Origin of the sequence: Duganella qianjiadongensis (assembly GCF_009857915.1) — a bacterium.
Taxonomy (GTDB): Bacteria; Pseudomonadota; Gammaproteobacteria; order Burkholderiales; family Burkholderiaceae_D; genus Rugamonas; species Rugamonas qianjiadongensis.
On sequence record NZ_WWCM01000016.1, the window covers coordinates 37,545 to 56,279 of the forward strand.

Annotated in this window: 14 protein-coding genes; 4 read left to right on the forward strand and 10 right to left on the reverse strand. The window is 62.6% G+C overall.

The features are described from left to right. Positions 1–12 precede the first annotated feature (12 nt). Positions 13–1,182 (reverse strand): 23S rRNA (adenine(2030)-N(6))-methyltransferase RlmJ, encoded by a 1,170-nt coding sequence (locus tag GTP27_RS18890; protein WP_161040701.1) that lies wholly within the window; start codon positions 1,180–1,182, stop codon positions 13–15. A 206-nt stretch (positions 1,183–1,388) separates the two neighbouring features. On the opposite strand from GTP27_RS18890, the gene GTP27_RS18895 reads away from it, so the two are divergent. Both GTP27_RS18895 and GTP27_RS18900 read left to right on the forward strand, forming a co-directional pair. After that, the gene (locus tag GTP27_RS18895) at positions 1,389–1,646 is read left to right on the forward strand and encodes a hypothetical protein (protein WP_161040702.1); all 258 of its coding nucleotides are present in this window, start codon (positions 1,389–1,391) and stop codon (positions 1,644–1,646) included. Continuing rightward, positions 1,643–1,867, forward strand: coding sequence for a hypothetical protein (locus GTP27_RS18900; protein ID WP_161040703.1), 225 nt, complete (start codon positions 1,643–1,645; stop codon positions 1,865–1,867). Before GTP27_RS18895 ends, GTP27_RS18900 begins: the two co-directional genes overlap by 4 nt. A gap of 50 nt (positions 1,868–1,917) precedes the next feature. Here GTP27_RS18900 and aceA read toward each other — a convergent pair whose 3' ends face one another. The 3 genes from aceA to rraA form a co-directional block, all read right to left on the reverse strand. Continuing rightward, positions 1,918–3,213, reverse strand: a complete 1,296-nt coding sequence (gene aceA / locus GTP27_RS18905) for an isocitrate lyase (RefSeq protein WP_161040704.1) — start codon at positions 3,211–3,213, stop codon at positions 1,918–1,920. A 305-nt stretch (positions 3,214–3,518) separates the two neighbouring features. Continuing rightward, a complete protein-coding gene (locus tag GTP27_RS18910; RefSeq protein WP_161040705.1) occupies positions 3,519–4,121 on the reverse strand; it encodes a PEPxxWA-CTERM sorting domain-containing protein in 603 nt (200 codons plus the stop codon). Between the two features lie 47 nt (positions 4,122–4,168). Next, positions 4,169–4,666 (reverse strand): ribonuclease E activity regulator RraA, encoded by a 498-nt coding sequence (gene rraA / locus GTP27_RS18915; protein WP_161040706.1) that lies wholly within the window; start codon positions 4,664–4,666, stop codon positions 4,169–4,171. 157 nt (positions 4,667–4,823) lie between these two features. On the opposite strand from rraA, the gene GTP27_RS18920 reads away from it, so the two are divergent. After that, positions 4,824–5,768, forward strand: coding sequence for a GGDEF domain-containing protein (locus tag GTP27_RS18920; protein ID WP_161040707.1), 945 nt, complete (start codon positions 4,824–4,826; stop codon positions 5,766–5,768). 53 nt (positions 5,769–5,821) lie between these two features. On the opposite strand, the gene clpB is transcribed toward GTP27_RS18920, so the two are convergent. The 6 genes from clpB to GTP27_RS18950 form a co-directional block, all read right to left on the reverse strand. Next, positions 5,822–8,404, reverse strand: coding sequence for an ATP-dependent chaperone ClpB (gene clpB, locus GTP27_RS18925; protein ID WP_161040708.1), 2,583 nt, complete (start codon positions 8,402–8,404; stop codon positions 5,822–5,824). Between the two features lie 119 nt (positions 8,405–8,523). Next, positions 8,524–9,000 carry a molybdenum cofactor biosynthesis protein MoaE gene (locus tag GTP27_RS18930; RefSeq protein WP_161040709.1) on the reverse strand — a complete coding sequence of 159 codons (477 nt, stop codon included), beginning with the start codon at positions 8,998–9,000 and terminating at the stop codon, positions 8,524–8,526. Then, the gene (locus tag GTP27_RS18935; RefSeq protein WP_161040710.1) at positions 9,000–11,537 is read right to left on the reverse strand and encodes a DUF349 domain-containing protein; all 2,538 of its coding nucleotides are present in this window, start codon (positions 11,535–11,537) and stop codon (positions 9,000–9,002) included. Before GTP27_RS18935 ends, GTP27_RS18930 begins: the two co-directional genes overlap by 1 nt. A gap of 68 nt (positions 11,538–11,605) precedes the next feature. Continuing rightward, positions 11,606–12,277, reverse strand: coding sequence for a hemerythrin domain-containing protein (locus GTP27_RS18940; RefSeq protein WP_161040711.1), 672 nt, complete (start codon positions 12,275–12,277; stop codon positions 11,606–11,608). A gap of 141 nt (positions 12,278–12,418) precedes the next feature. Next, entirely contained in the window at positions 12,419–14,833 is a 2,415-nt protein-coding gene (locus GTP27_RS18945; RefSeq protein WP_161040712.1) for a bifunctional acetate--CoA ligase family protein/GNAT family N-acetyltransferase, read from the reverse strand. An 18-nt stretch (positions 14,834–14,851) separates the two neighbouring features. Next, entirely contained in the window at positions 14,852–15,850 is a 999-nt protein-coding gene (locus GTP27_RS18950) for a DUF2804 domain-containing protein (protein WP_229634229.1), read from the reverse strand. Positions 15,851–16,066: 216 nt separating this feature from the next. On the opposite strand from GTP27_RS18950, the gene GTP27_RS18955 reads away from it, so the two are divergent. Then, positions 16,067–18,730 carry a sensor domain-containing diguanylate cyclase gene (locus tag GTP27_RS18955; protein WP_161040713.1) on the forward strand — a complete coding sequence of 888 codons (2,664 nt, stop codon included), beginning with the start codon at positions 16,067–16,069 and terminating at the stop codon, positions 18,728–18,730. Positions 18,731–18,735 lie beyond the last annotated feature (5 nt).

An 18,735-nucleotide genomic window follows, 5' to 3' on the forward strand; every position in this document is an offset into this window, starting at 1 on the left:
CTTGCTGACAACTTATTTCTGACGATTAACAGGACGACGAGGTCCATTGTTGCGTCCATCCGTCGCACCGCCACTGCGCGGCGCCACCGGCGTAGGCCGGCGTGCCTTGGCGGCCAGTCCTTCCCGGCTCGCAGCACCACGTGCCTGGTCCGGGCCTGCAGCCCGTGCCGTGCCGGCCGCCGGTGCACGCGCCGCGCTGCCGGCTGTACCTCGTGGCGCACTGCGCGGCGCAGCGCCGCGCTGCGCAGCAGCCGCGTTGCGCGGTGAGGCCGTGCCACCATTACCGCGCAGCGGCGTCGGCGTACCCGATTCCAGCGTGAAGCGGGCACCACTGTCCACGCCCAGCGCCTTGACCAGATACGGCATCACCTGCTTGAGCATGGGTTCCAGCGTGTACGGCGGGTTGAGGATAAACATGCCGCTGCTGTGCAGGCCGAAACCGTCCGGCGTGGGACTGCGCGTGGTCAGCACGACGTTCAGCCATTCGCTGCACTGCAATTGCTTGAGTTTGTCGGCAAACTGGCGCGATTCCATGCGCTGCAGCAGCGGATACCAGACCGCATAGGTGCCGCTAGGGAAGCGGGTAAGCGCTTCGGCCAGCGCGTCCTTGACCTTTTTATAGTCCTGCTTGTCTTCATACGGCGGGTCGATCAACACCAGCGCACGGCGCGACGGCGGCGGCAGCAAGGCCTTGAGCGACTGGAAGCCGTCGCTACGGTCCACCAGCACGCGCTTGCCGCGCACGGTAGGACGGATGCCCTGCTCGGCCGCATGCTCTTCCAGCTTGCGGAAATTATCAGCCAGCAGTTTGGCGTCGGCCGGATGCAGCTCGAACAGGCGCAAACGGTCCTGCTCGCGCGCTACCTGCTCGGCGATATACGGCGAGCCCGGGTAGTAGCGCATCTTGCCGCTAGGGTTCATGGCGCGGATCAGATCGACGTATTCCTTGAGCTGGGGCGGCATATCGTCGCGCTCCCACAGCGGACCTATACCGGTTTCGTATTCCGCGTTTTTGGCGGCAAAAGTACCGTCCAGCGCATACACGCCGGCACCGGAGTGGGTGTCGATATAGGTATAGGCCGTCTCTTTCTGGTTCAGATACTGCAGCAACTGGATGGTGATGAAGTGCTTGAGCACATCGGCGTGATTACCCGCGTGAAAAGCGTGACGGTAACTAAACATAGGAAATACTTTCTTAAGCGAACCATGCGCAAGCTTGCGCAAACAAGCGGCATTATCGCCTAGAACGCCCGCACCGCCAAAAAACCGCCCTGCTTGCGCAGCAGATGGGGGGACATATCGAATGCATCAAAGTGCAGCGCCCGAGCCTGCCTAAGATGGAACTGCCGCGCCGCATCCGCGCGTGGCGCTCACCTTCGGAGGAGATTATGGCTTTCAATAATGTAGGCCCGCTGACCTTTCTGGCGCCCGGTCAGACGGCGTTCTGGAACTATAGCTATCCCAGCGATCACGGCACCCAGTTTGCCTCGGCCGATGTGAAAGCGCCCAATCAGGGCGCCATCCACATGGCCGACCAGCAGAGCAAGCGCAAAGAGAACAATGGCAATGCCACCTACTTTGTGCAGATCCACAACAAGGGCGTCGGCGGCGCCTTCCACAACCTGCAAGGCGGAGGCATGTCATGAAAATGACCATCATTACTGACGATCAGGACAACATCCTCGCTGCCGTACAGGGCCACTCGCTGAGCGACCGTCAGGGGCAGATCGAAGCGACCGTATCGTTTGCGCCTGGCCATCGCACCCACATGCTGGAAGTGGACGATGATCTGGCCACCATCGACGATCTGGACAGCTTCCAGGAAAGACTGAAACAGCACCTGTGCCAGCATCTGGGCAAACCTTGATGTGCTAAAGCAAAGGCCGCGGCGATGGTCTGCGCTGCGGCCATTTCCGCTCAGGCCACTTTGGGTTCGAAGAACTGTTCATCCTCGGTCGAACCATGCAGTGCCGTGGTCGACGACAGGCCGCTCTGTATGCACTGCGTCACTTCGTCGAAATAGCCCGTGCCCACTTCACGCTGATGCTTCACGGCAGTAAAGCCCCGTTCCGCTGCCGCAAATTCCGCTTCCTGCAATTCCACGAAAGCCGTCATGTGGCGCCGCGCATAGCCGTGCGCCAGATGGAACATGCTGTAGTTAAGCGCATGGAAACCGGCCAGTGTGATGAACTGGAATTTATAGCCCATGGCCGCCAGCTCGCGCTGGAAGCGGGCTATGGTGGCATCGTCCAGATTCTTTTTCCAGTTGAACGACGGCGAGCAGTTATATGCGAGCAGCTTGCCGGGGAAGCGCGCGTGCACGGCTTCGGCAAAGCGCTTGGCATAGGCCAGATCGGGCCGCCCAGTTTCGCACCACACCAGATCGGCATACGGCGCGTAGGCCAGCGCCCGTGCCACGGCCTGATCCAGCCCTTTGCGCACCTTGTAAAAACCTTCCACCGTGCGCTCGCCCGTACAGAACGGCCTGTCGTGGTCGTCGATATCGGAAATCAGCAGGTCGGCTCCCTCGGCATCGGTGCGCGCAATCAGCAGCGTGCTGGTACCCATCACATCGGCCGCCAGCCTAGCCGCCGTCAGCTTCTCGATGGCTTCGCGCGTCGGCACCAGCACTTTGCCGCCCATGTGGCCGCACTTCTTGGCCGACGCCAGCTGGTCTTCGAAATGCACGCCGGCAGCACCCGCTTCTATCATGGCCTTCATCAGTTCGAAGGCATTCAGCACCCCGCCGAAACCGGCCTCCGCATCGGCCACGATGGGCGCAAAGTAATCGATCTCGTCGCGCCCTTCCGACCACTGGATCTGATCGGCCCGCTGCAGGGTATTGTTGATGCGCCGCACCGCCATGGGGACGGAATTAACCGGATACAGCGACTGGTCCGGATACATTTCCCCAGCTTCATTGGCGTCGCCCGCCACCTGCCAGCCCGACAGATAGATGGCTTTCAGGCCTGCTTTTACCTGCTGCAAGGCCTGATTGCCGGTCAGCGCGCCCAGTGCATTGACGTGCGTTTCCTTATTCAGCAACTGCCACAGCTTGTCTGCGCCGCGCTGCGCCAGCGTATGGCTGATAGGCAGCGAGCCGCGCAAGCGCACGACATCGGCAGCGCTATAGGTACGCCGCACGCCAGCCCAGCGCGGGTTGCACTCCCAATCCTGCTGAAGCTCGGCAATTTGCTGTTCACGAGTGGCCATGTTGTAGTTCTCCTGCATAAATTAAAATCCGCTGCCTCCATGATAGACCTTTTGTGCCCTGCACAATCAGTCTTATATAAGACACATGATCAGTTTTAAATTATTACAAATCAGTGACTTAAACAGGTATTTTCATGATGCGGAAGGCAATTTCTCCAAATGGAAGAATGAACGCAGGAGTTCGCCACATGCATGCCGTAATGTGAAATGAAGATTTCGCCAGATGAAAAAAAACACCCCGGAGACATCGTCTTTCCGGGGTGCTTGGAGCGCGTACTACGCTGCCCGCTTGAACATGCGCGGCCCTACCGTTGCCGACGGCGCGCGGCCATACCCAGCAGGCCCAGACCACCTAGCAGCATGGCATAAGTGGCAGGCTCAGGCACCGCAGTCACGGTGAAGTTGTTCGCGCCGATGTAGGCCCCCGACATCACGAAGTAGCTGATATTTGCCGTGCTCTCACGGAAACCATAGAACACGCCCTGATTGACACTGCTCGATGACAGCGTGAAATTGAGCACCGTCGATTCGATCAGCGTATGGTTGGCATCGTAGGCAGCGATCGTGGCATCACCGAGGTTGGGCGCATAGTTAAAGAGTGCGCCCACCGCCCACACAGGTGTAGTGAATGCCAGTTGCATGCTGCTGACGCTATCGTTGGGCGATGCCAGAGGCATGCCTAGCCACTTGCCATTGTCATTGAATCCGAACTGTTGCGTATAGCCCAGCACGGAATTGGGTCCGCTACTGCTCCACTCTATGCCATCGGCCAGCGCTTGCGGGCTAATACCGTAAGTATTCAACTCCGGCATCACCAGTACAGTACCTCCTGGCAAAGCCGAAACCACGGCTGCGTGGGCCGACAGGCTTGCTGCGGCACAGGCTGCCGCCAGAATGAGTTTTCGCATGGCAATTCCCATCTATCAACTTTGTTTGCTAATTTACATCTACAAGCTTAGCACGGCAGCGCCTGTTCCGCCACCAGAACTCCGTCCGCATCCGCATAAATCCACGCACCGGGGCGCACCGCGACGCCCTGAATCTGCACCTGTATCTGGCGATCGCCTTCGCCTTTCTTGCTGCTCTTACGGGGATGGGCTGCCAGCGCCCGCACGCCGATCTGGCAGGCGTTGATTTCGTCTGTGTCGCGAATACAACCATCGACCACAATACCGGCCCAGCCATTGTTCTGCGCCAGCAGGCCCAGTTGCCCGCCCACCAGTGCACGGCGCAGGCTGGCGCCACCATCGATCACCAGCACCTGCCCCTGACCGGGGGTTTCCAGCACGGCCCGCACCAGCGCATTATCCTCATGTACGCGCAAGGTGTAGGCGGGACCGGCAAAGCTGCGCAGCTGGCCATAGGCCTGGAATACGGGCGGCAGCACCGCAAGGCGGCCGTCGTCGAGCAGCTCGGGATGGTCGTCGCACATATCGGTGGTGGCAAATTTCATTATCTGTCCTGATCTGGTGGTTAAGTGAGCGTTAATTCTATGTCTAACAGGGTGTAAGGCACAGTAAAGTGTGGCGAAATTTCAATCTAGTCATAATTTCTTTTGTCCTGTACAAAAATACGCTACAGTTAATCTTTCCCTAACCCGGTATGCGTGTATGGCAGACGTATCCCTATTTTCCCACGAGCAAATCGTTGGCATGCTGGCGGCGCTGCCGGATCCGGCATTCATTTTTACCCGCAGCGGGCGCTATGCCGCCCTGTTCGGCGGCGCCGACAACCGCTACTACCACGACGGCAGTTCGCTGGTCGGTAAAACCATCGCCGATGTGCTCAGCGACGAGCGCGCCGAGTGGTTTGTCCAGCAGATAGGCATCGCGCTGGAGCGGCCCGGCATGCATGTGGTGGAGTACCCGCTGAGCGGACGCGATGTGCGCGGACTGGGTAACGAAGGCCCGCCCGACGTGATCTGGTTCGAAGGCCGGGTGCGGGCCCTTGGCTATCAGGTGCAGGGCGAAGATGCCGTGCTGTGGATCGCCAGCAATATTACCGCCAGTAAGCGGCTAGAAAAGCAGCTGCGCATGTTCAGCGAAACGGACTCGCTGACAGGGCTGGCCAACCGGCGCAAGCTGATGCAGATGCTCAACGAACATTACGAACTGCATGTGCGCTATGGCACGACCTGCGCCGTGCTAATTTTCGACATCGACGAATTCAAGGGCATCAACGACCGCTACGGCCACCTGTGCGGCGACCGCGCCCTGCAGAGTACCGCTGAGGTCTGCCGCGCCGTATTGCGCAGCACCGATTTTCCCGCCCGGCTGGGCGGTGACGAATTCGTCGTGCTGATGCCGCACACCAGCAGCGCGCTGGCCCAGCCCATCGCCGAACGCCTGCGCCAGCGCGTCGCGGAAGAACTGCGCCTGCTGGAATCGCTGGGCGATGGTGCCACCATCAGCGGCGGTCTGAGCGAGATGCTGGCGGGCGACCACTCCTTCGAAGATGTGCTCAAACGCGCCGATGCGGCGCTCTATAACGCAAAACGGCAGGGACGCAACCGCATCGCCTGCCATCTTCCCGCGCTGCGGGAAAGCGCGCTCTAACTGCCGCGCTAGCGCACTGCCGCACTACCAGTCTCGGCAGTGCGGCAGTGCGTTTAGCTGAAACTCAGCTCGCCATCGCGTACATCCACGTGGATGGTGTCTTTGGGGCCAAAGCGGCCTTGCAGTATCAGCTTGGAGAGCGGATTTTCGATCTGCTGCTGGATCGCCCGTTTCAGCGGCCGCGCACCATATACGGGATCGTAACCGGCTTCGGCGATTTTCTGCAGAGCCTGATCCGTCACGACCAGCGTCATTTCCATGCGCGCCAGACGCTGTTCCAGTATCGCCAGCTGTATCTTGGCGATGGCGCCGATGTTCTTCTCGTCGAGGCCATGGAACACCACGATTTCATCGATACGGTTGATGAACTCGGGACGGAAGTGGCTGCGTACCTCGGCCATCACGGCCAGTTTCACCACGCCCGGATCGGCATCCTCCATCGCCTGCATCTTGTGCGAGCCCAGATTCGAAGTCATGATGATGACGGTGTTCTTGAAGTCCACCGTGCGCCCCTGCCCGTCCGTCATGCGGCCATCATCGAGCGCCTGCAGCAGCACGTTGAACACGTCGGGGTGAGCTTTCTCCACCTCGTCCAGCAGAATCACGCTGTAAGGCTTGCGCCGCACGGCTTCGGTCAGATAACCGCCTTCGTCATAGCCTACATAACCGGGCGGCGCGCCGATCAGACGGGCTACCGAATGCTTCTCCATGAATTCGCTCATGTCGATGCGGATCAGCGCATCTTCCGTATCGAACAGGAAGCCGGCCAGCGCCTTGGTCAGTTCGGTTTTACCTACCCCCGTCGGGCCAAGGAACATGAAGGAACCGTATGGACGGTTAGGATCGGACAGACCGGCACGCGAACGGCGGATCGCGTCCGACACGGCGGCGATGGCCTCATCCTGCCCCACCACGCGTTCGTGCAGTTTGGCTTCGATGTGCAGCAGCTTGTCACGCTCGCCCTGCATCATGCGCGAGACGGGTATGCCGGTGGCACGCGACACCACCTCGGCGATTTCTTCTGCGCCCACTTCGGTGCGCAGCAGCTTGGGCTGGCTGGTACCGGTCTGGCTGGCCGAGGCCGATTCCGCCTGTTTCAGCTGGGCTTCCAGTTCCGGCAGACGGCCATACTGCAGCTCCGAGACGCGCTGCCAGTTGCTGTCGCGCGTAGCCTGTTCCATCTGCAGCTTGATGCGCTCGATTTCTTCCTTGATGTGGGTGCTGCCCTGCACGACCGACTTCTCGGCCTTGAGGATTTCTTCGTAGTCGTTCAATTCGCGCTGCAGACGGCCGATTTCTTCCTCGATCAGTTCCAGACGGCGGCGCGAGCCTTCGTCCTTCTCCTTCTTCACCGCCTCCTTCTCGATCTTCAGCTGGATCAGACGGCGTTCCAGCTTATCCATCACCTCGGGCTTGGAATCGATCTCGATCTTGATCTTGGAGGCGGCTTCGTCGATCAGGTCGATCGCCTTATCGGGCAGGAAGCGGTCGGTGATATAGCGGTGCGACAGTTCCGCCGCCGCGATGATGGCGGCATCCGAAATCGCTACCTTGTGGTGCAGCTCATATTTGTCCTGCAGGCCGCGCAGTATCGCAATGGTGGCTTCCACCGAAGGCTCGTCCACCAGTATCTTCTGGAAGCGGCGCTCCAGCGCAGCGTCCTTCTCGATGTATTTGCGGTATTCATCGAGCGTGGTAGCGCCCACGCAGTGCAGCTCGCCACGGGCCAGCGCAGGTTTCAGCATATTGCCGGCGTCCATGGCCCCTTCGGCCTTGCCGGCGCCCACCATGGTGTGCATCTCGTCGATGAACACGATGGTCTGGCCTTCGTCCATGGCCAGCTCTTTCAGCACGGCTTTCAGACGTTCCTCGAATTCGCCGCGGAACTTGGCCCCCGCCACCAGCGCCGCCATGTCGAGCGAGAGTACGCGCTTGCCTTTGAGCGAATCAGGCACCTCGTTGTTGACGATACGCTGGGCCAGACCTTCCACGATGGCGGTCTTGCCCACGCCCGGTTCGCCGATCAGCACCGGATTGTTCTTGGAGCGGCGCTGCAGCACCTGTATGGCGCGGCGGATTTCGTCATCGCGCCCGATCACGGGATCGAGCTTGCCGGCGCGGGCCCGTTCGGTCAGGTCCAGCGTGTATTTTTTCAGCGCCTCGCGCTGGCCTTCGGCATCCTGATTATCCACTTTGGCACCGCCGCGCACGGCCTCGATAGCGGCCTCCAGTGCCTTGCGGGTCAGGCCGTTTTCGCGCGCCAGCTTGCCGGCATCGGATTTGTCGTCCGTCAGCGCCAGCAGCACCATCTCGCTGGAGATGAACTGGTCGTTGCGCTTCTGCGCTTCCTTGTCGGACAGATTGAGTACCGCGATCAGTTCGCGGCTGGCCTGTACGTCGCCATTGGTGCCGGAGACTTTAGGCAGGCGTTCGAGCGAACTGCCCAGCGCCTTGATCAGGCCACCGAGATTGACCCCGGCGCGCTGCAGCAGCGAACGGGCGCTGCCATCGTTCTGGTTCAGCAGCGCGGTCAGCAGGTGGACCGGCTCGATATACTGGTTGTCATTGCCCACCGCCAGACTTTGCGAGTCCGACAGGGCTTCCTGTAACTTGGTCGTGAGTTTGTCCTGACGCATGGTGTTGCTCCCATCAATTTAACTTATCACCCAGATAGGGTTGATCAATTACATTTCAAGGATTCACCGATTTATTTCATAATTCCATGACCTAGATCAAGTCTACCCATTTTGACAACTTATCTAGCCCATTTCTCCAGTGCCACGTCATCGCTGACGCGGGCATCGACCCAGCGCCCGCCCTCCGGCGTCTGCTCTTTCTTCCAGAACGGCGCTTCCGTTTTCAGATAGTCGATGATGAATTCGCAGGCGGCAAAGGCCTCGCCACGGTGCGCCGCGGTCACGGCCACCAGCACGATCTGCTCCATCGGTTTGAGCGGTCCCACCCGGTGTATCACCAGCGCGCCGAAGATATCCCAGCGCGCCCTGGCCTGCTCGATGATGCGCTGGATGGACTGCTCCGTCATGCCCGGATAGTGTTCCAGTTCCATTTCCGCCACGCTGGCGCCCTCGTTCAGGTCGCGCACCGTGCCGACAAAGCTGACGATGGCGCCCACGCCCGGCTGGGCGGCGCGCAGCTGCGCCAGTTCCGTACTCAGATCGAAATCCTGCTGCTGCACCCGCACGGCGCTGCCTTCCTGTCCAATGGCGGCCATCAGCGCTCGCCTCCGCCGATGCGGCGGAACAGCGCCTCGATGCGGCTCACCGTACGCTCATCGGCCAGCGCCGGCATGGCGCACAGCTGCAGATAGGCGGCGGTGGCGCTTTGCGGCTTCTGGCCCGATTTCAGCGACGACTGCAGCACCTCCACCTGCATCTTCAGGCGCTCGCGGGCAAACTCGCTGCCGCTATCCACCCCTGCCACGATTTCCAGCCGCAGTACTTCGTCGCGCAGGCGGCGACGGTTGGCTTCCAGCTGGGCCAGATAGGCACCGGCATCGCCGCCGAGCAGCGCCAGCGCCGCATTGAAGCGGCCAACCAGCGCTTTTTCGTATTCGCCGCCCAGCTTGGGCACGGCGCTCCAGCGCTCCTGCCATTGCGCCGCGCTGGCCCCGTCGGCTGCCGCTACGCCTTGCGCCAGACTGGTCTCCAGCGACTGGCACAGCCGCAGCTTGTCGCGCAGGGCATTCGCCTGTGCCGCGCCGCTACGGCGGCGGATAGCGTCGGCCTGCGCCTGCACCTGTGCCTGTGCAGCCTGATAGCGCTGGCTGATGCGCGCTTCCGCAGCACGCGGCACAATGCCCGCATGCTGCCAGGCGCTGGCCGTCTCGCGCAGCAGCGCGGCAATGGCGGCCAGCTGGGCCTTTTCGTCGCCACTGAAAGTGGCCGTTTCCAGTTGCGCGCACAGTGCTTCGCGCGCATGCAGGTGGGCTTTGCGTTCGTGGTCGGCCGCATGTGCCACTTCCTTGCGCTTGTTGTAGACGGCATCGCAGGCGGCACGGAAGCGCTGCCACAGCGCCTGTTCCGCCTTGCGTTCCAGCGGCAGCGCCTTGGCCTGTTCCTGCCAGCGTTCCTGCAGGCGCTTGAGCAGATCGAGCACATGGCGCTCGCCCGGCTGCAGCTGCTCGGCTTCCTGTATCAGCTGTTCGCGCCGCGTCACTTCGATCTTGCGCTGCTGCGTCAGCGGCGCCAGCAGCTGGCCCAGCGCCTTGTCGAACGCCTGTTCCAGCTTGCGCTTTTCCTTGCGCTCCATGGCGCCCAGCCGGGTCCACATCTGGCGCAAACGCTGTCCTGCTGCCGCCACATTCTTCAGATCGACGCCTTCCGCCGCAGCCTGCGCCAGGGCGCGGGTTTCTTCGATCAGGGCTTGCGCCTTGCTTGCATTAGCATGACGTTCATCGGCCAGCTGCTTGAAGTGGGCCGCTGCCGGGGCATAGGCCGTGGTGCAGGCGCGGTCGAAGCGCTCCCACAGACTGCGCGGTGCATGGCCGGAGACGGCATCGAGCGCTTTCCAGCGTTCGCGCATGCTGCCCACCTTCTTGGCCAGTTCGCTCATCGCCAGCCCCAGCGCAGGCAGTTCTTCCACCACTTTCACCAGCTCTTCGCGCGAGACGTTGCCGCTCCAGCGTGCCCAGTCGCTCAGCCGCTTCAATTCGGCGCGCAGGTGATTAAGGCGCTCCGTCACGGCAGGCGAGAGGCGGCTCTTGTGCTCCTTGAGCCATTTGTCATGCTCTGCAGCGGCATGCAGCAAACCCTGCTCCAGCGCCTGTTCCAGCGCATCGAGGGTGCTGAGGAATTGCGGATCGGTGGCCGCCGGCTTGGCAGCACGGCTGGCGCCAGCAGCGCCGGACTTGCCAGCCGGCGCCGGCTGGCTGGACACCTGCGCAACGTTTGCTGCCCCGGCCGCGGGCGCGGCACTGGCCGCATCATCGTGCGCGCCCACGCCATCGGCCACAGTGCCCGTCTGCGCCGCAGCAGTGGCACCCGGCACCGTTCCGGCGCTAACAGGCGCTGCCACCGGCGCGGCACTCGCGCTGGCTGCCATGGCCGCACGGGCCTGCTGCAAGGCCGCCGCGTAATCACTCAGCAGATGGCGCGGCAAGGCCGCATGTTCGGGCGCCTGTTCGCAACGCTGATAATCCGCAGTGTGGCTGGCGATGGCCGCTTCCAGCACGGCCTGATCCGGCCCGGCCTGCAGCAACTGGCGCAAAGCGGCCAGCGCATCGATAGTCTGGCGCTGCAACTGCATCTGCGCCTGCAGCCGCGCATCGAGTGCAGCGCGCTGGCTGGCGTAACTGTCCGCCTGCGCGGCATCGGCGCTGGTGATGCGCCACTGCCGATCCAGTTCGGCCACCTGATTGGGGGTGAGTTTTTCGTCGGCCAGCAAACGCGCGGCCAGTTCCAGACAGGCTGCCGCCTTGCGCTGTTCGGCCTCGTGGTAGCGGATCGCATCGAGCCGGCCCTGCATCAGCTTGGCCACGCGCCGGTCGGTATTGCGCATGGCCTGCAGCACCTGTTCCAGCTGCGGCAGGCTGCGCACATGTTCGGCCGCCTGCAGACGCACGCCGGCAAATTCGCTTTGCAGTATCAGCGCCACGGCCGCCGCTTCATCTCCGGCCAGTGCCGCAGCCTGGCGGGTCTGCTGTTCGCGTCGTTCGGCCGACGCGGCTGCGGCAGTGCTGGGCGCAGTCTCCGTCGCGGCAGGTGCTACGCCGGCGTTCTCGCCGTTGCGCTTGAAGATGAATTCGAACATGATGCGCTATGAAGTATCTAAAACCACCATCATAGCAAAGCAGAGAAAATTTGCCTGTTACTGAGCGCTTATTTCGCTGCCGGCACTTCCCGTTCGGCGCGTGGCCGCAGACGAGGCGCGGCGGGAATGGCGCCATCATGCGCACTATGCAGGTCTATCATCGGTAATACCTGCAGGCGCGGCATGTTGATCGGCGCAGTCTCGGCCAGCGGCGCAGGCGGCGCCGAACGCTTGAGCTCCTCCACTCGCTTGTCATGCAGCATCAATTGATTCGCCAGAGAAAACCACGCATCGCCAGCGATGCTGTTGCGCGCCATCGCAAACAGTTCATGCTCTTCCTTTTCCAGCTTTTGCAGCATGGCATTGCAGAATGCTTCGATGTGATCGCTGATGCGCTGCACCTGCCCTTCGCCCGCATCGGCCAGCACTTCGGCCTGCTCCTGCAGCGCGCGGATAGCCGCCAGCGCCGACTGGTTAAGCCGGCTCAGTTCTTCGATCAGCTGGTCGGCGCGCTCGGTAGCAGCACGCAAGGCAGGAATCAGATACATTTCGGTCTTGCGCCACTGGCAAGCCTGATACAGGGTGCTCAGGCTGTTGCAGGCATATTCGAGCTGAGCCAGATTGACGCTATTCTGCTGCTTGAGCGTGGTGCGCACATATTGCTGGAAACCCAATAGATTAAGACGAACACTGGCTTGTTCGACCGAAAGAGCGACTAGGGCATATGTGGCGGTTAACATTCTGACTCCCAAAGCTGTGGTGTAGCCAGACCGGATGGCTGGCAAAAGCGGAAGTAAAAGTGTAAATAAAGCCGACAACCACGCTTTGACTTAAAACAAAACGGCGCGCTTCCCCAATATAGCGCAAACAGGGGGGAAACGCTATCGTAATGGCAACTGCAACCGTACCAGCCCTGCCTCCGGGTGTGGCAGCACGCTGCCGCCGAAATGGCGCACCAGTTTCTGCACACCGAGATTTTCGGCCAGCGCATCGCCCACAATCTGCGCCGTGCCATGGCTGCGGAAGTAATCGACCAGCTTCTGGAACAGGATATAGCCCAGCCCCTGCCCCTTCAGATCGGAGCGGATGATGATGGCAAATTCGGCCGCCTGATTGTCGGCATCGGCGATGGCACGCACCACACCCAGCGTCTCCGGCTGGCCGTCCGCCCCCGTGCGGGTGGCAATAAAGGCCATGGCGCGGTCGTAATCGATCTGGGTCAGGCGCGCCAGCTGGCCGGGCGGCAGCTCGCGCATGGCGGTAAAGAAGCGCAGCCGCACGTCGTCCGGATCGAGCGCAGCGAAAAACACCTGATGCTGGGGCGCGTCTTCGGGCCGGATGGGGCGCAGCAGGATTTTGCCGCCGCCCCAGGCTAGTTCCTGCTCCAGTTCCTGCGGATAGGGCCGGATCGCCATGGCGCGATGGCCGCGCGCGGGGCCCAGCGCGATCTGCGCGCCCAGCGCCACCACGCTGCCGTCCAGCACCAGCAGCGGGTTCAGGTCCAGCGCGGCCAGCTGTGGCAGATCGGCCACCATATCGGCCACCTGCACCAGCGTGCGGCACAAAGCATCGGCATCGGCAGCCGTCTGCGCCTGCTGCAGCAGGCGCGCTACCCGGGTGCGGCTCACCATATCGCGCGCCAGCACCATATTTAAAGGCGGCAGGCCCGCGGCGCGGTCAGCCGCCACTTGCGCCGCCAGCCCGCCCTGGCCGAAATACAGCACCGGCCCGAACACCGCATCGGTGCTGATTTCGATGCGCGCTGCCGCCAGCGTGGTGCCAGCCTCCGCAGCCTGCTGCGGCGTGGCCAGCGCTATGCCATAGCTGGCCAGCAGACTGCGCAAATCGCTATCGGACAGGCTGGTCTGGCCACCTTCCTGCGCGGCCGCCACCAGTGCCTGTGCCGCCGCCCGCTCCGGCGCCGAAGTGGCCGCCAGCTGGGCCGGCACCTCCATCAGCAAATCCTGATTGCGCCGGTACTGGGCGATCTGCAGGAAACCATGCACGGCCTTTTCCGGCGTGTCGTAGGTCGGCAGACCGGCTTCGGCAAACACCTGCCGCGCAGCCGCCACGGCGCTGCCACCGAGCCAGCAACTGAGCACATTTTTACTGGCGCCGCGCAGCAGCGGAGCGATCGCCGTGGCGATCTGCTGGCTATCCACCATGGCCGTGGGCGCGTGCAGAAACAGCAGCGCATCGGCACTGGTTTCGTGCAGCAGTGCTTCCACTGCCGCCTGATAATGGGCTACCGGCACATCAGCCAGCAGCGCCACGGGGTTGCTGGGCTGGGCGCAGGTACGCTTGAGCAGCAGCTGCGATTCGGCCGACAGCGGCGCCAGCTGGGCGCCACCGGCCAGCAGCGCATCGGCGGCGATCAGGCCCAGCCCCACGCCATTACTGAGCACCGCCAGCCGTTCGCCCCGCTGGGGGCGCTGGCGCGCCAGCGTTTCCACGGCGTCGAACAGGTCTTCGATGGAGCTTACCCTTAGCATGCCGGCGCGCCGGATCGCCGCATCGAACACCAGATCGGCGCCGGGCCGGGCATCGCGCCCCACTTTCAGCACGATCACCGGCTTGCCGCGTGCGGCCAGCCGGCCGGCCGACATGAATTTACGCGCACAGCAGACCTGTTCGATACACAGCAATATCGCCTCGGTGGCGCTATCGGCCGCCAGATAGTCGAGCACATCGCCGAAATCCACATCAGCAGTTTCGCCCATGGTGAGGAAGCGGGAAAAGCCGATGCCGTGCAGGCTGGCCCAGTCCAGCATGGCCGTGCCCAGCGCGCCGGACTGCGCCACAAACGCCAGCTTGCCGGGTGTGGCCGGAATATGGGTAAAGCTGGCATTTAGTCCCAGCGCAGGGGTCTGCAGGCCCACGCTGCCCGGCCCGAGGATGCGTACCTGATGGCGCTTGGCGGCAGCCAGCATGGCCTGCTGCAGACTGCGCCCGCCGCTATGGATCTGATCCAGTCCGGCCGTCATGACGATGGCAGCGCGCGTGCCGCGCGCGCCCAGTTCCGCAATCAAGCCGGGTATCGTCGCTGGCGGCGTGCACAGTATGGCCAGTTCTGGCGCGGCCGGCAATGCCGCCACCCGCGCATAGCACGGCAGCCCCTGCAGATTCTGGTGGCGCGGATTGAGCGGCCAGATAGCGCGACCACTCCCGCCCTGCGCAGCATGGGCCTGCAGCAGATTGGCCAGCACCCGTGTGCCGATACGGTGCGGCTTGTCGGAAGCACCGATCACTGCCACCGAACGTGGCTGGAACATGCGGTCGAGATATTTGATGCTCATGGCGCCAGTGCTCCTGCCTTACCAGCGCGACGCGTGGTCTTCCGTGACACCGGCCAGCCGCTGCACGCTGCGCTTCGGCTGCCCGGGCGCAGTGCGCACCCAGCCGCTGAAAGTGCCGATAGGCTGCACATAGCGGCTGGCCGCCACCAGCAGATTCTTGTCGCCGCGCCGCTCGCCTTCGGGCGTGAAAATCAGCTCCAGCAGTCCGTCATCGGTACTGATCTGCCACGGTGCCCGGCTGTCGTTGCGGTCATAGGCGAACTGCGCCGCGCCCAGCGGATACAGCTGGCCATCGAGCCAGAGGGCATTTTCCTGCGCGCCGAAGTAACCTGCTTGCAGATTAAAACCAACATCGAGATCATGCGCCGATGCCCAGCGCCATGCCGTGTTACGCGCCAGCAAACCATTCGAGTAGTCGAAACTGGCCACGCCGCCGTCCAGCGTCAGGCTCTGCCCGCCCGCGCGCAACTGGCCGCGCAGCGGCATGCCGCCCGACTTCTGGGTAGCATGTACGGCACCGTTAGCCACCGGCCCCGCTGCCAGCAGCAATGGCGCGGTCGCCGGGCCGAAACTGGCGTCGATGGCAAACTCGCCACAGCGCAGCGTCAGGCTGCTGGCACCGTCGGCGCCGGTATTGATGTGGATCTGTTTGCCCAGCAGGCGGAACTGGCTCGCACCTGCCATCCGGTGCGGCAGGCTGGCCGTGCAGCCGGGCAGGCCATCCTGCGAGAATTCGGCCAGCATGCGGCCGCTGTGGCGCTCGAAAGCGTAGGCAAAAGCCGTGTTGGTCCAGCCCACATCGACAATGGCGACGGCGCAAAATACCTGTTCCGTGTACAGTGCCACATAATGCCAGCGCTTATGGTGGAAGCGCCGCCACAGCCGGCTGCGCGCATAGGGCGGCGCCAGCTGGCGCCAGTCGATAGCACCGGCCGGACCGGCGAAGCGGCCGAAAATCGGCTGGCCATCGAGGCCGGGCAAGCGCGCCGGTGCGGCAGACAGTGTCATGTGCTTCATACGGCCAGATCCTGAAAGTTGAGGGTAAGACATTCGCCGGCTGAGTAACCCCGGACCCGGGAGGCGACTCTCCAGCAGCTATTCTAATAAGAAAATCAATATTGCCTGTGCGCGCGCGACAGTTTTTTTTACATTTGCGAGCACAAACGAGACATTTCCATGCAGAATTAGATGGATGGCATTCCGAGGCAAATTAGTGGACAATACCGGCCCTTGATGAATACCCCTGCCCCTCCCACCTCCCGCAGCACCATACGCCGGCTGTATCGCCTGATACTGCTACCGGCATTCGCCGTTGCCTTGCTGGCCGGGATGTGGGCGGCGGTGCTGTATCAGGTGGAACAGGAACGGGTTTCCGCCCATTACGAAGCAGTGTTGCACAGCCAGTCACTGGCCCGTACCTTGGCCGAACACACCAATCACCTGTTGCGCCAGAGCGACCACGCCACCCAGCTGTTCAAGCTGAAATTCGAGGAAACCGGCGGCAAGCTGCGTCTGACCGAGTTCAGCCGTCCGAACGGCCTGCTGGACTCGCTACTGCCCTCCAAGCTCGATCTGCCGCTGGCACTGGTGGACGCCGACGGCCGCCTGATCGACAGCCGGTCCGGCTATTTCGCGCCCCAGCTGGGCCAGCAGCCGTTCTTCCTGCACCACGCCCACAACAGCTCCGACACCGCGCTGATTACTACACCGATAGTCGAGCCCCGCACCAAGAAATGGCAGATCCAGATCTCGCGCCGGCTTAACGGTCACGATGGCCAGTTTGCCGGCGTGGTCGTGATGATGATCGATCCTGCCACCTTTGTGGAAGACTACGACCGCCTGAATCTGGACCCGGGCGGCAGCGTCATGCTGATCAGCCGCGAAAACGGCATCGCCACGGCGCGGGTGGATGAACAGCTGATTATCAGCGATGCCATCGATTTCACTGCCGCACAGAGCGGCGGGCGCATCGGCACGCTGGACGAAATGCTGCTGGCGCGCCCCTTCGATGCAGTGGAACGGATCTACGGCTATGCCGAAATGCCGCGCTATCTGCTGCTGGCCGTGGCCGGCAATCCCCTGCAAACGGAAATGGCGAGCTTCGAGCTGCGCCGCGAACGCTATCTGGTGGCAGTCAGTCTGGCCTCGCTGGTGGTGCTGCTGTTCGTCGGCCTGCTGATCCAGCAGGCGCGCCGCCTGCGCCGCAGCACGCTGATGGTCAGCGAAGCGCAAGAGATGCTGCGCGCCGCCGCCGATGCCAGCATGGACTGCGTCTATCTGCTCAAAGCCTGCCGCCTGCGCAGTGCCGACAATGCCATTGCCGATTTCACGCTGGTGGGCCTGAACGACCGCGGCGCCGCGCTGCTGGGCATGACGGCCGATCAGGCGCGCGGCAAGCGTCTGCAGGAGCTGATGCCGGAGCTGCATACCCACGGCTTCATCGAAAAATATAAAACCGTGCTGCAGACAGGCCATCCGCTGGACGAAGAATTCGAAGTCGACTTCCTGCCCAGCGGCGAGCATTACTGGTTCCATCATCAGATCGTCCCCATCAAGGAAGGCGTGGCCGTCACCACCCGCGACATCACTCCGCGCAAAAAAAGCGAGCTGGCGATCCGCAAGAGCCAGGCCGAGCTGGCCGCTGTCAACGATGTGTCGCCACTGGGGTTGATGCGGGCCGACGCGCATGGCCAGTGCACCTATGTGAACCGCACTTTCGAATTCGTCACCGGCCTGATGCGCTCGGAAGCGCTGGGCGAGAACTGGCTGCGCGCCATCCACCCGGGCGACCGCGCCAACCTGCAGAACGCTCTCAAGCAGATGGCCGTTACCCGCCTGCCGTATCAGGACACGCTGCGCTGCGTGCATCCCGATGGCACCATCGTGTGGGTGATGTTCAAGATCGCAGCCATGATCGTCGACAAGCAGATCTACGGTTATGTGGGCACGGTAGACGATATTACCCACGTGCGCAAATCCGTCATGGCGCTGCGCGAAAGCGAGGCGCGCCTGCGCACCATCGCCGATTCCCTGCCGGCCATGGTGGCCTACATCGACAGCGAAGAGATTTTCCGCTTCCATAACATCGCCTACGAACGCGAATTCAACCGCACCGGCACCAGCGTGCTGGGCAAGAGCGTGGTCGAGACTGTGGGCGAAGCGCGCTACAGCTATCTGTCGCCGTATATCAAACGGGCGCTGGCCGGCGAAACCCTGACCTTCGAAGAAGAAGACAACAGCGACACCACCTTGCGTACTTTCGAGGTGGTGTACATACCGCAGATCGACGAGGATGGCGACACCGTGATCGGCTTCCACGTCATGCGGCAGGATATCACCGCACAGAAACGCGAAAAGCAGCGCCTGCTGCGGCTATCCCAGATCGATGCGCTGACCGGGCTGACCAACCGCGCCGGTTTCCTGCAGAAACTCAGCGACAGCATGCACGCCAGCGCCCAGAACGGCCACCTGATGGCCGTGATGTATATGGATATCGACCGCTTCAAGCCGGTCAACGACACCTATGGCCACAGCATAGGCGACGCCCTGCTGCGCGCCTTCTCCACCCGTCTGACCCACACCATGCGGGCCAGCGACACCATTGCCCGTCTGGGCGGCGACGAGTTCACCATCATCATGGAACGCATCAACCGCAGCGAAGACGCGACCGCGCTGGCCGCCAAGATCGTCACTGCCATGCAGGCACCGTTCGATCTGGACGGCACCATCGTCTCGATTTCGGCCAGTATCGGCCTGACCTTCTACCGTAACGAAGACATCACGCCGGCCGAGCTGCTGCATCAGGCCGACCTGCTGCTGTATCAGGCCAAACAGAATGGCCGCAACACCTTCCGTGCCGGCCCGCCGCACGACGCAGCCAGCGGCTACGCGGCCTGAAGCCT

Excerpts from the sequence above, each read along its gene's own strand:
- GTP27_RS18890 (WP_161040701.1), bottom strand. The coding sequence starts at position 1,182 with ATGTTTAGTTACCGTCACGCTTTTCACGCGGGTAATCACGCCGATGTG.
- GTP27_RS18895 (WP_161040702.1), top strand. The coding sequence starts at position 1,389 with ATGGCTTTCAATAATGTAGGCCCGCTGACCTTTCTGGCGCCCGGTCAG.
- GTP27_RS18900 (WP_161040703.1), top strand. The coding sequence starts at position 1,643 with ATGAAAATGACCATCATTACTGACGATCAGGACAACATCCTCGCTGCC.
- aceA (WP_161040704.1), bottom strand. The coding sequence starts at position 3,213 with ATGGCCACTCGTGAACAGCAAATTGCCGAGCTTCAGCAGGATTGGGAG.
- GTP27_RS18910 (WP_161040705.1), bottom strand. The coding sequence starts at position 4,121 with ATGCGAAAACTCATTCTGGCGGCAGCCTGTGCCGCAGCAAGCCTGTCG.
- rraA (WP_161040706.1), bottom strand. The coding sequence starts at position 4,666 with ATGAAATTTGCCACCACCGATATGTGCGACGACCATCCCGAGCTGCTC.
- GTP27_RS18920 (WP_161040707.1), top strand. The coding sequence starts at position 4,824 with ATGGCAGACGTATCCCTATTTTCCCACGAGCAAATCGTTGGCATGCTG.
- clpB (WP_161040708.1), bottom strand. The coding sequence starts at position 8,404 with ATGCGTCAGGACAAACTCACGACCAAGTTACAGGAAGCCCTGTCGGAC.
- GTP27_RS18930 (WP_161040709.1), bottom strand. The coding sequence starts at position 9,000 with ATGGCCGCCATTGGACAGGAAGGCAGCGCCGTGCGGGTGCAGCAGCAG.
- GTP27_RS18935 (WP_161040710.1), bottom strand. The coding sequence starts at position 11,537 with ATGTTCGAATTCATCTTCAAGCGCAACGGCGAGAACGCCGGCGTAGCA.
- GTP27_RS18940 (WP_161040711.1), bottom strand. The coding sequence starts at position 12,277 with ATGTTAACCGCCACATATGCCCTAGTCGCTCTTTCGGTCGAACAAGCC.
- GTP27_RS18945 (WP_161040712.1), bottom strand. The coding sequence starts at position 14,833 with ATGAGCATCAAATATCTCGACCGCATGTTCCAGCCACGTTCGGTGGCA.
- GTP27_RS18950 (WP_229634229.1), bottom strand. The coding sequence starts at position 15,850 with ATGAAGCACATGACACTGTCTGCCGCACCGGCGCGCTTGCCCGGCCTC.
- GTP27_RS18955 (WP_161040713.1), top strand. The coding sequence starts at position 16,067 with ATGAATACCCCTGCCCCTCCCACCTCCCGCAGCACCATACGCCGGCTG.